At 51.0% G+C, this 12,352-nt stretch carries 11 protein-coding genes; 3 read left to right on the top strand and 8 right to left on the bottom strand.

Features of this window, described 5'->3' with window-relative positions; genetic code table 11:
• Positions 1 to 61 precede the first annotated feature (61 nt).
• Positions 62 to 1,987 carry a molecular chaperone DnaK gene (gene dnaK, locus D4L85_RS06445; protein WP_119753531.1) on the bottom strand — a complete coding sequence of 642 codons (1,926 nt, stop codon included), beginning with the start codon at positions 1,985 to 1,987 and terminating at the stop codon, positions 62 to 64.
• Positions 1,988 to 2,164: 177 nt separating this feature from the next.
• Positions 2,165 to 3,136: an aldo/keto reductase gene (locus D4L85_RS06440; protein WP_119753530.1), complete on the bottom strand. Its 972-nt coding sequence runs from the start codon at positions 3,134 to 3,136 to the stop codon at positions 2,165 to 2,167.
• 263 nt (positions 3,137 to 3,399) lie between these two features.
• On the opposite strand from D4L85_RS06440, the gene D4L85_RS06435 reads away from it, so the two are divergent.
• Positions 3,400 to 4,986: a peptide chain release factor 3 gene (locus D4L85_RS06435; RefSeq protein ID WP_119753529.1), complete on the top strand. Its 1,587-nt coding sequence runs from the start codon at positions 3,400 to 3,402 to the stop codon at positions 4,984 to 4,986.
• Positions 4,987 to 5,039: 53 nt separating this feature from the next.
• Here D4L85_RS06435 and D4L85_RS06430 read toward each other — a convergent pair whose 3' ends face one another.
• On the bottom strand, positions 5,040 to 5,600 hold the full coding sequence (locus D4L85_RS06430) for a Uma2 family endonuclease (protein ID WP_119753528.1): 561 nt from the start codon (positions 5,598 to 5,600) through the stop codon (positions 5,040 to 5,042).
• A gap of 117 nt (positions 5,601 to 5,717) precedes the next feature.
• On the opposite strand from D4L85_RS06430, the gene D4L85_RS06425 reads away from it, so the two are divergent.
• Positions 5,718 to 6,419, top strand: a complete 702-nt coding sequence (locus tag D4L85_RS06425) for an RluA family pseudouridine synthase (protein WP_119753527.1) — start codon at positions 5,718 to 5,720, stop codon at positions 6,417 to 6,419.
• A 3-nt stretch (positions 6,420 to 6,422) separates the two neighbouring features.
• Positions 6,423 to 6,743: a DUF6787 family protein gene (locus tag D4L85_RS06420; RefSeq protein ID WP_119753526.1), complete on the top strand. Its 321-nt coding sequence runs from the start codon at positions 6,423 to 6,425 to the stop codon at positions 6,741 to 6,743.
• Between the two features lie 68 nt (positions 6,744 to 6,811).
• Here the strand turns inward: D4L85_RS06420 and atpC are convergent, their stop codons facing one another.
• The 5 genes from atpC to D4L85_RS06395 all read right to left on the bottom strand — a co-directional run bounded on the left by atpC (position 6,812) and on the right by D4L85_RS06395 (position 12,289).
• Positions 6,812 to 7,057 carry an ATP synthase F1 subunit epsilon gene (gene atpC, locus D4L85_RS06415; protein ID WP_073141489.1) on the bottom strand — a complete coding sequence of 82 codons (246 nt, stop codon included), beginning with the start codon at positions 7,055 to 7,057 and terminating at the stop codon, positions 6,812 to 6,814.
• A 63-nt stretch (positions 7,058 to 7,120) separates the two neighbouring features.
• Complete coding sequence (gene atpD / locus D4L85_RS06410; RefSeq protein ID WP_119753525.1) at positions 7,121 to 8,629, bottom strand: F0F1 ATP synthase subunit beta; 1,509 nt, start codon at positions 8,627 to 8,629, stop codon at positions 7,121 to 7,123.
• A gap of 151 nt (positions 8,630 to 8,780) precedes the next feature.
• A complete protein-coding gene (locus D4L85_RS06405; RefSeq protein WP_119753524.1) occupies positions 8,781 to 9,998 on the bottom strand; it encodes a sensor histidine kinase in 1,218 nt (405 codons plus the stop codon).
• A gap of 79 nt (positions 9,999 to 10,077) precedes the next feature.
• Positions 10,078 to 11,379: an ABC transporter permease gene (locus D4L85_RS06400; RefSeq protein ID WP_119753523.1), complete on the bottom strand. Its 1,302-nt coding sequence runs from the start codon at positions 11,377 to 11,379 to the stop codon at positions 10,078 to 10,080.
• The gene (locus D4L85_RS06395) at positions 11,372 to 12,289 is read right to left on the bottom strand and encodes an ABC transporter ATP-binding protein (protein WP_119753522.1); all 918 of its coding nucleotides are present in this window, start codon (positions 12,287 to 12,289) and stop codon (positions 11,372 to 11,374) included. Before D4L85_RS06395 ends, D4L85_RS06400 begins: the two co-directional genes overlap by 8 nt.
• Positions 12,290 to 12,352: the final 63 nt, after the last annotated feature.

The raw sequence follows: 12,352 nt of genomic DNA, 5'->3' as shown, positions 1-12,352 counted from the left end.
AAAAGAGCCCTCCGTTTCCGGAGGGCTCCAACTTGAACCATTAAACTATCAATCGAAAAAATTACTTCTTGTTGTCGTTCACTTCTTCGTATTCAACATCCGACACGTTGTTGCCATCGGAAGCTGAACCACCGGCGTTTGCATTAGCACCAGCATTGCCGCCTGCAGCACCACTATTGTTCGTGGCATTGTACATCTCCGTAGAGGCTGCAGACCATGCGTTGTTCAGGTTCGCCACAGCGGTGTCGATCTGAGCACCGTCCTGGCTCTTGTGTGCTTCTCTCAGTTTTTCAAGTGCGCTGTTGATGGCGCTCTTGTTGCCTTCGGAAAGCTTGTCGCCGAATTCTTTCAATTGTTTTTCGGTTTGGAAGATCAGCGAATCGGCCTGGTTGATTTTCTCTACCGTTTCCTTCACCTTCTTGTCGGCGTCGGCGTTGGCCTGAGCTTCCTGCTTCATCTTTTGGATTTCGGCGTCCGTCAATCCGGAAGAAGCTTCAATTCTGATCTTTTGTTCCTTACCTGTTCCTTTATCTTTTGCCGACACGTGGAGGATGCCGTTGGCATCAATGTCGAACGTTACTTCGATTTGAGGGATGCCGCGGGGTGCGGGCGGAATACCGTCGAGGTGGAAGCGGCCGATGGTCCGGTTGTCCTTCGCCATGGGGCGCTCGCCTTGCAACACGTGGATCTCCACGGAAGGCTGGCTGTCGGATGCCGTCGAGAACACTTCCGATTTCTTGGAAGGGATCGTCGTGTTGGATTCGATCAGCTTGGTGAACACACCACCCATGGTTTCGATACCCAGCGAGAGCGGAGTAACATCCAGGAGCAACACGTCTTTCACTTCACCGGTCAACACACCGCCCTGGATCGCAGCACCTACAGCCACTACTTCATCCGGGTTCACACCCTTGGAAGGTTTCTTGCCAAAGAATTTTTCCACTTCTTCCACGATGCGGGGGATACGGGTAGAACCACCCACGAGAATAACTTCGTCGATCTGGCCTACGTTGATGCCGGCATCCTGAACGGCCTTGCGGCAAGGTTCAAGTGTTCTGCGCACCAGGTCATCCACCAGTTGTTCAAATTTTGCGCGGCTCAGTTTCTTTACCAAGTGCTTGGGCACGCCGTCTACTGAGGTTACGTACGGCAAGTTCACTTCGGTTTCCATGGAGCTCGACAACTCGATCTTGGCTTTTTCAGCAGCTTCTTTCAGACGTTGCAACGCCATGGGATCTTTGCGCAGGTCGACGTTCTCTTCTTTTTGGAATTCGTCGGCCAGCCAGTTCATGATGCGCATGTCGAAGTCGTCACCACCGAGGTGCACATCACCGTTGGTGGACTTTACTTCAAACACGCCGTCACCCAATTCAAGAACAGAGATATCGAATGTACCACCACCTAAGTCGTATACAGCGATCTTCATGTCACTGTGCTTCTTGTCCAGGCCATAGGCGAGGGCGGCAGCGGTGGGTTCGTTGATGATGCGTTTCACATCGAGGCCGGCGATCTGTCCGGCTTCTTTCGTAGCCTGACGTTCGGCATCGTTAAAGTATGCCGGCACGGTGATGACGGCTTCGGTTACCGTAGTGCCCAGGTAATCTTCTGCCGTGCTCTTCATTTTCTGAAGGATCATTGCAGAGATTTCTTGAGGCGTGAAAAGGCGGTCGCCAATGCGCACGCGCACGGTGTTGTTGTTGCCGGATTCGATCTGGTAGGAAACGATTTTCTTTTCTTCGCTTACTTCATCGAATTTTTTACCCATGAAGCGTTTGATGGAAGAGACCGTGTTTTTGGGGTTGGTGATGGCCTGGCGTTTTGCCGGGTCGCCCACTTTGCGCTCTCCCTTTCCATTATCTAAAAATGCCACAATGGAAGGCGTCGTTCTGCGACCCTCACTGTTGGCAATCACCACCGGCTCGTTGCCTTCCATGACGGCCACGCACGAGTTGGTAGTTCCTAAGTCTATACCGATAATTTTTCCCATGATATGTTCAGTGTTTTAAGTTTGCTAAAAGTTTGTAGAATCCCTCTCTTCAAGCGCTGTGCCAAGGGGGATTTCAGGGGGTTTCCGTGACACAATGACAGTAAAATTCCCTGCATTTTGGGCCATCCAGGCCATAATTGAGGGGTTTTCAACCGGCACCTGACACGACACTTTCAGCTACTGCGACCATTCCGTCGGCGTGCGGTCCCAACGATGATCCTTCAGGGCTATACGCAGCGACTCTTGCAGTTTTTTGCCATCGCTGGAAGCCATGTTCGCGTCCACGTTCCGGAGCTTTCGCATGCCCGGGATGATGGTGTGTACGTCGTCATTTTCCAGGATGAACCGGAGCGCCATTTCGGGCATGGTCATGCCGGGCGGGATGAGCGGCTTCAAGGCTTCGGCGTGGTCTACGCTGGAGTTCAGATTTTCGGGCACAAAATAGGTCGAGCGCCAGTCGTCTTTAGGAAACACCGTTTCTTTGGTGAGCGTGCCCGTCAGTGTGCCTTCATCAAAGGGAACGCGGGCGATGACGCCGACGTCGAGCTTGCGGCAAAGGGGGAAAAGGAGGTCTTCGGGAGCCTGGTCGAAGATGTTATAGATCACCTGCACGGCGTCGATGAGATTGGTCTTTAGCGTATTCAACACGTTGTTGGGTTCCCAGCGGTTCACGCTGACGCCCATGTGCAGGATCTTGCCCTGGCGCTTCAGGGTGTCGACGGCTTTTTTCCACTCGTCGTGGTCGGCCCAACTGTCCTCCCACACGTGGAATTGCTGGAGGTCGATGCACTCCACGTTCAGGTTCTTGAGACTCTTCTCGGTGTAGGCAATGATGTGTGATGCGGGGAAGCATTCTTCCAGCGTGAAGCTGGCTTGGGATGGCCATTTGAAGTTTTTCGGTGGAATTTTGGTGGCGAAATAGATCCGTTTCGATCCGTGACGCTTGATGAGGCCTCCGAGGATCTGCTCGCTCTTGCCGGCGCCATAGCCCCAGGCGGTGTCAAAAAAATTGCAGCCCAGTTCCACGGAACGGTCCAGCGCCCGCTCCACTTCTGCCTGCTCGGAACCCGTCCAGCCGGCCAGGCCCCACATGCCGTAGCCAATCTCGCTGACGTTCCAATTGGTTCTACCGAATCTTCTGTATTGCATTATTACTTAGGGTTGGTTGAGTGATTCTTCTGCCTTTTGCAGAAGGGAGGCTAAGTTGGTTATCGTTTTTCAGGATTAAAAGCCATTCCAATAAATTAAGGTTGAGGTTGGAATGGCTTGAAAGCTGGGGGATGTGGGCCCGGAAGGTCAGGGCCGAAGGGTACCACAGCAATGTCTGGGGCGACGTGCCGCCTGCCGGGCTTTATCCGGATCGGGTCCCCGGGATACGAACTTTTGATTACTTTTGCGGCTTCGTATTGATTATGAGCCTGGAACAAGAGATAGAAAAACGCAGAACTTTCGGAATTATCAGTCACCCCGATGCCGGAAAAACCACCCTCACCGAGAAACTCCTTCTCTTTGGCGGCGCCATCCAGAAAGCCGGGGCCGTGAAGTCCAGCAAAATCAAAGACCACGCCCGTTCCGACTGGATGGAAATTGAAAAGCAACGGGGTATCTCCGTGGCCACCTCGGTAATGGGCTTTAACTATCGCGACGTCAAGATCAACCTGCTGGATACACCCGGTCACCAGGACTTTGCCGAAGATACCTACCGCACCCTGACGGCGGTGGATAGCGTGATCCTCGTGATCGACTGCGTGAAGGGCGTGGAGATCCAAACCGAAAAGCTCATGGAAGTGTGCCGCATGCGCAATACACCCGTGATCTGTTTCATCAACAAACTCGACCGCGAAGGCCGCGACCCTTTTGAGTTGCTGGACGAGGTGGAAGAGAAACTCAACATCAAAGTGCGTCCCCTGAGTTGGCCCATTAGCATGGGAAAAACCTTCAAGGGCGTTTATAATCTATACGACAAAAGTCTGACGCTTTTCACACCCAGTAAAACGAAGGTAGAGGAAGATCGCATTGAAGCGAGCGACATTTCGGATCCGAAGTTGGATGGTTATGTTGGTGAGACCAATGCCCGCCAGCTGCGTGCAGATGTAGAGTTGATCGAAGGCGTTTACCCGGATTTTGATCCCACAGAATACCTAGCCGGAAAAGTAGCCCCGGTTTTCTTTGGTAGCGCTGTAAATAATTTTGGTGTAAAGGAATTGTTGGACACGTTCATTCGCATCGCGCCGCCGCCGATTCCGCGGGAAACGACTTTGCGCGTCATAGAGCCGGATGAAAACAAGTTCAGCGGTTTTATTTTCAAGATCCACGCCAACATGGATCCCAAACATCGCAACCGCATTGCCTTCCTGCGCATTTGCTCTGGAAAGTTCGAACGCGGCAACAATTATTATCACGTTCGCCAGGAAAAGAACCTGCGCTTCTCCAACGCCACCGCGTTTATGGCCCAGGATCGTGAAACCGTAGACGAAGCATGGCCCGGCGACATTGTCGGTATTTTTGATACGGGAAATCTCAAGATTGGCGACACGCTTACCGAAGGCGAAAAAACGCTATACACCGGCATCCCCAGTTTCTCTCCAGAGATTTTCAAGGAAGTGGTGAACATGGACGCCATGAAAACCAAGCAGCTCGAAAAAGGATTGTTGCAATTGATGGAGGAAGGTGTGGCACAGCTGTTCACCTATGAGTTGGGCAAGAAGAAAGTAGTAGGCGTTGTCGGTGCACTCCAATTTGAAGTGATCCAGTTCCGTTTGAAGAACGAATACAACGCCACAGCACAATTTGTTCCTCAAAATATTTACAAGGCCTGTTGGATCAGCAGTCACGATCCGAAGAAACTGGCCGAGTTCATCGATTCAAAACAACGCCATATCGCCCGTGATAAAGACGACAAGCTTGTGTTTATGGCCGAGTCGCGCGCGTGGTTGCAGATGGTGCAGGATAATTTTCCAGATATTCAGTTTCACTTCACGTCGGAGTTCAAGGATTGATTTTGTCCTGTTATGAAGTCGAAAATGTCGCACTGATCGTGCAAGAAAAGTAACTAAGCAGGAAAAATCGTGTCGGCCTTGAACCTCAATGTAGGAAAGACCGTGGAAGTCACTTCATCATTTCCGGCAAACACGCGTAACGGTATTTCTTCTCCGGAAGCGGGAGTGAAGATTGTAATGTTTTTGCGGGGAGGATCAACAATCCAATACTCGGACACACCTAATCGTAAGTAGCCTTCTTTCTTGTCACTGATATCGGTATGCCTATTGGAAGGTGAAAGAATTTCTACCGCAATGTCGGGCGGTCCTTTAATGCCACGAGGTGTGATGAACGTTTTTTTTGCGGGGGATAGGTACATGAGGTCAGGCTGAAACACATTGCGTTCATCGATGTGCAAATCAAATGGCGACAAGCATGCATTGCCACCTGTAGATTCTGCAGCGTGGAAAAACAATACATGAAGACGGCCCAATATGGTTTGGTGTTCGAATGTGGGTGTAGGACTCATAATCAACTCTCCATTAATTAGCTCACAAGGGGTGTTCGTTTCTTCTAGCTGAAGAAACTCTTCGAGGGTCAAAATTTTGGAGGGATTTGAGTGCAGTGTTTTCATAACCTGATAACATCCGAATATACGAAAATTTCAAAAAGCAGGACGCCAGTCGTTTGCGACAATCTGCCCCTTTTTAAATCCCGCAACATTTCGCAAGTTTGATTTCTGAATTTCCCCATGACAAAACCCCCAGTTCCCTTCACCGTCATCTTCGAAGACAACCATTTATTGGTCGTCAACAAATCACCCGGCATCCTTGTGCAGGGCGATTCTACGGGAGATGTGCCCTTGGTGGAGTTGGGGAAGCAATACATCAAAGAAAAATATCGCAAGCCCGGTGAAGTTTTCCTGGGTGTCGTGCATCGCCTGGATCGCCCCGTAAGCGGTGTGGTGGTGCTGGCGCGTACATCCAAGGCGTTGGAGCGCATGAACGCGCTCTTTCGCGAAAAAGAAACGGTGAAGACCTATTGGGCGATCGTCCGGTCAAAGCCTCCTCAACCCGAAGGCACGCTCATCCATTGGCTCCAGAAAGACGAAAAGAAAAACAAAACCACGGTATACAAAAAAGAAACCGGCAACGCCCTGCGTTCTGAGCTTAGCTACAAAGTTCTCGGTTCGGCCGAAGGGCATTGGCTGCTGCAAGTCAACCCCGTGACCGGGCGCTCGCACCAGATCCGCGCCCAATTGGCCAGCATGGGCTGCCCCATCAAAGGCGATGTGAAGTATGGTGACGATACCGCCAACGAAGACGGCAGCATCTATCTCCATGCGCGACGCCTGTCATTCATTCACCCGGTGAAGAAAGAACCCATAACCCTGGAAGCGCCTGTTCCCGTTATGGGTATATGGAAATATTTTGTAAAATTTGATGAAACGTAGCCTATGGAACAAGCCTCGTGGATGGAACGGTTAAAGCAGCGCTGGAAGCTGGGCAGCGCTTTGCAAGTGGTGATGGTTCTTGTGGTTTTTGCGTGCACTGGGTTCACGGTCCTTTTCATCAAGAAGCCCATCCTGAATTTTCTGGCTGGCGACGAGGGCAACTCCACCTTGGCATCGGTGCTGTACTACATCTTCATTCTCCCGCTGTATAATGTCGTGCTGCTGGCCTATGGATTTTTATTCGGACAATTCAACTTCTTCTGGGAGTTCGAGAAGCGGTCGTTCAATCGCATTTTCAATCGGAAAAAGAACAAGCCTTCGTGACAAAAGACCTATAAAAGCAAAAGCCCCGGTTAACCCAGGGCTTTTTTTATAAGAAAAATTATCTCAGATCAACCGATCACGCCGGTTGCCAAAAGGATCACTTTGTTTTTCAGCACTTCCACCACGCCACCGGTGACGGTAACATGCTTGGCGCCTTCCTTGCCTTTGTATTCCACCACGCCTTCTTTCAGCAAGCTGATAAGGGGAGCATGGTGATCGAGCACCTGGAACGATCCGTCGGCGCCGGGAAAGGTGGCCGAAGTTACGTCGCCTTCAAAAACCTTTTTTTCGGGGGTTAATATTTCAAGATGCATGTGTCGATATAAAATATGAAAACAGGGTGGAGGCGCTAAACCTCCACCGTTGTTTATAATGAATTATCCTTTGGCTTCGGCCATCATCTTCTGGCCTTTCTCTTCGGCTTGCTCGATGCTTCCAACCAGGTTGAAGGCCATTTCAGGCAAGTGATCGTATTCGCCATCCATGATAGCGTTGAATCCTTTGATGGTATCCTTGATGTCTACCAACACGCCTTTCAAACCGGTGAAGGCTTCGGCCACGTGGAAGGGCTGCGACAAGAAGCGCTGCACGCGACGAGCACGGGTTACGACCAGTTTGTCTTCGTCCGACAATTCGTCCATACCGAGGATGGCGATGATGTCTTGCAATTCTTTGTAGCGCTGGAGGATGCTCTTCACACGCTGGGCACAGTTGTAGTGCTCTTCACCCACGATCTCGGGACGGAGAATGCGCGACGTAGAATCCAAAGGATCCACGGCCGGGTAGATACCCAACTCGGAGATCTTCCGCGACAATACGGTGGTGGCATCCAAGTGCGCGAATGTTGTAGCAGGAGCAGGGTCGGTCAAGTCATCGGCAGGTACGTATACGGCCTGTACCGATGTGATGGAACCGTTTTTCGTTGAGGTGATGCGTTCCTGCATGGCACCCATTTCGGTGGCCAGTGTGGGTTGGTATCCTACGGCAGAAGGCATCCGGCCGAGGAGGGCCGATACTTCAGAACCTGCTTGTGTGAAACGGAAGATGTTGTCTACGAAGAAGAGGATGTCGCGGCCTTTGCCTTGTCCATCGCCGTCTCGGAAATATTCGGCTACCGTCAAGCCTGACAGGGCTACGCGGGCACGGGCTCCGGGAGGTTCGTTCATTTGTCCGAACACGAAGGTTGCCTTGGAGTCTTTCAGTTTTTCTTCGCTCACTTTCGACAGATCCCATCCGCCGGCGTGCAGCGATTTCATAAATTCTTCGCCATAGTCCACGATGCCGGCTTCGATCATTTCGCGGAGAAGGTCGTTTCCTTCGCGGGTTCTTTCGCCCACACCTGCAAACACGGAAAGACCGGAATAGGCTTTCGCAATGTTGTTGATAAGCTCCTGGATCAATACGGTCTTGCCTACACCAGCACCACCGAACAACCCGATCTTACCACCCTTGGCGTAGGGCTCGATAAGGTCAATAACTTTAATACCGGTAAAGAGCACTTCGGTCGACGTGGAAAGGTCTTCGAAAGCGGGCGCCGCACGGTGGATCGGCAGCGATTTGTCGCCTTTGGGTTGCTTGATACCATCGATGGCGTGGCCAATCACGTTGAAAAGGCGGCCTTTAATATCTTCGCCAATGGGCATTTGGATGGGAGTACCGTTATCGGTCACCTTCATTCCCCGCACAAGACCTTCGGTACCTTCCATCGAAATGGTGCGTACGCGGTCTTCGCCAAGGTGTTGTTGGCACTCCAACACCACCACGGTGCCGTCTGCTTTTGTAACAACAAGAGAATCAAGGATATTCGGAAGTTTAGCCCCTTCGCCATCGAAGGCCACATCGACTACAGGACCGATTACCTGGGTGATCTTACCAATATTTGCCATGCTTTATCTGGTTTTTGAAAATTAAGGTCTGAAATTGACCGCAAAAGTAGCCGTTTATGGATGAAGAACAAAGGCTCAAATACGAATTATTGACAGTTGTTTACGTGTGCGAATACCCGCGCACACACACCTAAAAACCGTGATTTGGCCCTCAAGCCGCGTTCAGCACAATCCTGAAAGTTGTACCCAGGTTTTCTTCCGACGACTTCACGAAAATTTTGCCATCGTGGTAAGTTTCGATGATCCGTTTGGCCAGCGTGAGGCCTAACCCCCAACCTCTTTTCTTAGTAGTGAACCCCGGCCGGAACACCTGGTCGATCTTGGAACGGGGAATGCCCTTGCCGGTATCCGAAATGTCGATAAAGATCTTGCCCTCGTTGCCCCGCAGCACCTTGATGGCGATGAGCCCGCTGTTGCCCATGGCATCGACCGCGTTCTTGGACAGGTTTTCAATCACCCACTCGAAAAGCGGGGCGTGGACATTGGCAAAGATATTCTCCGAAAGCGTGAACACCTCCATCCGCACCCGCGACGACACCCGTGGCCGGAGATAGTTGACCACATTGTTGATGAGCGACACAATGTTCTCTTTTTTCAGGGTTGGGATGGAGCCAATGCTGGAGAAGCGCTCGGTCACGATCCGGAGCTTCTGAATGTCCTTCTCCAGTTCCTCCACCGTCCCCTTGTGTTTCATATCCGGGTCGTCGCGCAACACCTCCACCCAGGCCATCAACGACGACAGGGGCGTGCCCAATTGGTGGGCGGTTTCCTTTGCCAGTCCCACCCATACGCGGTTTTGCTCCGCTGCTTTGGAATAGTTAAAGGCCAGGTAGGCAATAAACCCAAAAATGGCAATGACCGAAAGCTGTATGTAGGGGTAGGCGATAAGCTGTTTTAGCAAAAAAGAATTTTTATAATAAATGAATTGTGTGCCAAAGACCTCGCCGGTTTGCGGATCGCGCAACGTCACCTTGATGGGCTCATAGGTTTCGCGCATGATCTGCATTTCCTTTTTTAAAAAGGCATTCCTTTTTTTCTCCGACCACGTGTCGTCCACGTCCACGTTGCGCGAGGAAAGCACTTTGTTGCTGTCGCTCACCTGGATGATGGGAATGGAATTATTTTGGAACAGGATCTCCTGGGCGATGAAGTTCACGTCGCCCGTGCCCTCGTCGTTGGCGGTGTATTCGATGGCTTTGGCATAGAGTTGCACCTGCTGGCGTTCGCGATCTTTCAGCTGGTCCACCAAAATGTTGGTGTAGTAGATCGAACCGATGCTGATCAGCACAGAGGCCACCAGCACCACCCACTTGATATTGGAGTTGTTCTGGTAGAAGTCCAGCGACGGAATCGTACTTTTTTTACTCATTGCGATTTGAAAGATAAATAAAAAACCGGATGACGCTTCACCCGGTTTTTTATTTAAATATCGCTGACCGCCGACGCGCTTATCCCTTCATCATAAACCACTTGGCCATCACCTTGTAGTTGATCTTGGTGCCATGCATGAGAATGCCCACGCGGTAGATCCGCCCCGCCACCCAGGTGGTGAGCATAAATCCTAAGATCAGGGAAACCATAGAGAGCGCCAGCTGCCAGGCGGGCACGCCAAAGGCGATGCGTCCCATCATGGCAATGGGCGAAGTGAAGGGGATGATGGAGAGCCAGACGCTCACCGTGCTGTGGGGGTCGTTCATAATAAAGGTGAACAAACCAAAGTAGGAGATCAGCAAGGGAATGGTGATCGGGAACATGAATTGTTGTGCTTCGGCGGGACTATCCACCGCAGAACCCACGGCGGCAAACAAGGCGCCGTACAATAAATATCCACCCAGGAAATAAAACAAGAAGTTGAAGATCACATACCCGAAAGGAATCTGACTTAGCATCTTCAAGATCTCCACCGATTCGGGGCCTTGCATGTTCGGATTGTTTTGCGCCACCTCCTGCATCATTTGCTGCTGCGGCATCTGCACACCAAAATAGGCCAGCACAACCGACGAAAGCGTGGTGATGAGCACGATCCAAATGAGGAACTGCAGCAACCCAACCGACGCCAGCCCGATGATCTTGCCCATCATCAATTGAAACGGCCGCACCGACGACACGATCACTTCCACCACCTTGCTGGTTTTTTCTTCGATGATCCCCTGCATGATTTGCGCACCGTAGATGAAGATGAACATATACATGAGAATGCCTGCGGCCACCCCCACACCCAACAGTATGTTGGAGTTGGATTTTTTCTCTTGCCCCGCATCGGCCACATTCAAATTTTCAATGGGCACATCGGTCTTGAGGCTGTCCAAAACTTTTTGATCGACATTGAACTTCTGCATTTTCAATTCCCGGATCTGGTTTTCGAGCATGCCTTCCAGGTTGCCGATATCGTTGGGGCTGGGATTGATCTTGGTGTAGAGTGTCACTCCGTTGGGGTGCGACAATTCAAGCTTGGGAATGTAAAGCAATCCATAGTCGTCTGACGATTGAAAGGCCTCCTTCGCCGCTCTCACATCGATGGCCAATTTTTTGAAAACAAATTTCGACGTGTCGGGCACAAAGAAACCGCTTTCATCCACGTATTGAATGGTCTGTCGCGTGGCATTTTTCTTTTGCTGAATCGAGAAATACACCAGCACCGCCATGATGGCCGGGAAGATCAAGGGCAACACAATGGTGGCGATGAGAAAGGATTTTTTCTGAACGCGGTTCAGAAATTCGCGCTGGATAATTAAAAATATCTTATTCATCGCTGCCTCCTTTCACCAGGGTAATGAAGATCTCGCTCATGGTCGGTATTTTTTCAATAAAGCTGTGCACTTCGGTAACGTTGGTCAGATCGCGGATCAGTTGATTGGGCGAAGTAACATGTCTTGATCGTATGACCGATCGGAAGAAGGTGTCTTCTATATTTTTTTGCTCCACCAATTCATACCCATCGCTGGAAAGATTGAAGGTGCCCTTATGTTCCACCACAAACGTGTTGGTGCGATACGTATCCTTCACTTGCTTCTTGGAGCCCTCCAGGATCTTTTTGGATTTGTTGATGAGCGCGATGTGGTCACAAAGATCTTCTACGGTCTCCATGCGGTGGGTGGAGAAAATGATGGTGCAGCCTTTTGCTTTCAGCTCCAGGATCTCTTGGGTGATCAACTGCGCGTTCACCGGGTCGAAGCCGGAGAAGGGTTCATCTAAAATGATCAGCCTGGGTTCGTGCATCACCGTGCTGATGAACTGCACTTTTTGCGCCATGCCCTTGCTGAGGTCCTCCACCTTCTTGTTCCACCAATCGGTGATCTCGAATTTCCGCATCCAGGCTTTGCTTTTTTCGGAAGCATCCTTGCGCGACAGTCCTTTGAGTTGCGCGAGGTATACCAGTTGCTCGCCCACTTTCAGTTTCTTGTACAACCCGCGCTCCTCCGGCAAATAGCCGATAGTGCCGATGTGTTTGGGCTGCAGGGGGTCTCCAAAAATGGAGATCTCGCCGCTGTCGGCGTTGATGATCTGATTGATGATGCGGATAAGGGTGGTCTTCCCGGCGCCATTGGGTCCCAGCAAACCAAAGATGGTTTGTTGCGGAATGGTCAGGCTTACCTGGTCCAGGGCTACGTGGTTGGTATAGCGCTTGGTAACGTGTTGAGCGATTAATGCGGCCTCCACTGTTGTTAGGTTTTTGGAATTAGTATCCGATTAACACTGGAAATTACAGAATAAATGTATTCT

Origin of the sequence: Chryseolinea soli, assembly GCF_003589925.1 — a bacterium.
Classification (GTDB): Bacteria; Bacteroidota; Bacteroidia; order Cytophagales; family Cyclobacteriaceae; genus Chryseolinea; species Chryseolinea soli.
The sequence above is the reverse complement of the archived record's forward strand: the minus strand, read 5'-3'. Positions and strand labels throughout refer to the sequence as shown.

Excerpts from the sequence above, each read along its gene's own strand:
- dnaK (WP_119753531.1), bottom strand. The coding sequence starts at position 1,987 with ATGGGAAAAATTATCGGTATAGACTTAGGAACTACCAACTCGTGCGTG.
- D4L85_RS06440 (WP_119753530.1), bottom strand. The coding sequence starts at position 3,136 with ATGCAATACAGAAGATTCGGTAGAACCAATTGGAACGTCAGCGAGATT.
- D4L85_RS06435 (WP_119753529.1), top strand. The coding sequence starts at position 3,400 with ATGAGCCTGGAACAAGAGATAGAAAAACGCAGAACTTTCGGAATTATC.
- D4L85_RS06430 (WP_119753528.1), bottom strand. The coding sequence starts at position 5,600 with ATGAAAACACTGCACTCAAATCCCTCCAAAATTTTGACCCTCGAAGAG.
- D4L85_RS06425 (WP_119753527.1), top strand. The coding sequence starts at position 5,718 with ATGACAAAACCCCCAGTTCCCTTCACCGTCATCTTCGAAGACAACCAT.
- D4L85_RS06420 (WP_119753526.1), top strand. The coding sequence starts at position 6,423 with ATGGAACAAGCCTCGTGGATGGAACGGTTAAAGCAGCGCTGGAAGCTG.
- atpC (WP_073141489.1), bottom strand. The coding sequence starts at position 7,057 with ATGCATCTTGAAATATTAACCCCCGAAAAAAAGGTTTTTGAAGGCGAC.
- atpD (WP_119753525.1), bottom strand. The coding sequence starts at position 8,629 with ATGGCAAATATTGGTAAGATCACCCAGGTAATCGGTCCTGTAGTCGAT.
- D4L85_RS06405 (WP_119753524.1), bottom strand. The coding sequence starts at position 9,998 with ATGAGTAAAAAAAGTACGATTCCGTCGCTGGACTTCTACCAGAACAAC.
- D4L85_RS06400 (WP_119753523.1), bottom strand. The coding sequence starts at position 11,379 with ATGAATAAGATATTTTTAATTATCCAGCGCGAATTTCTGAACCGCGTT.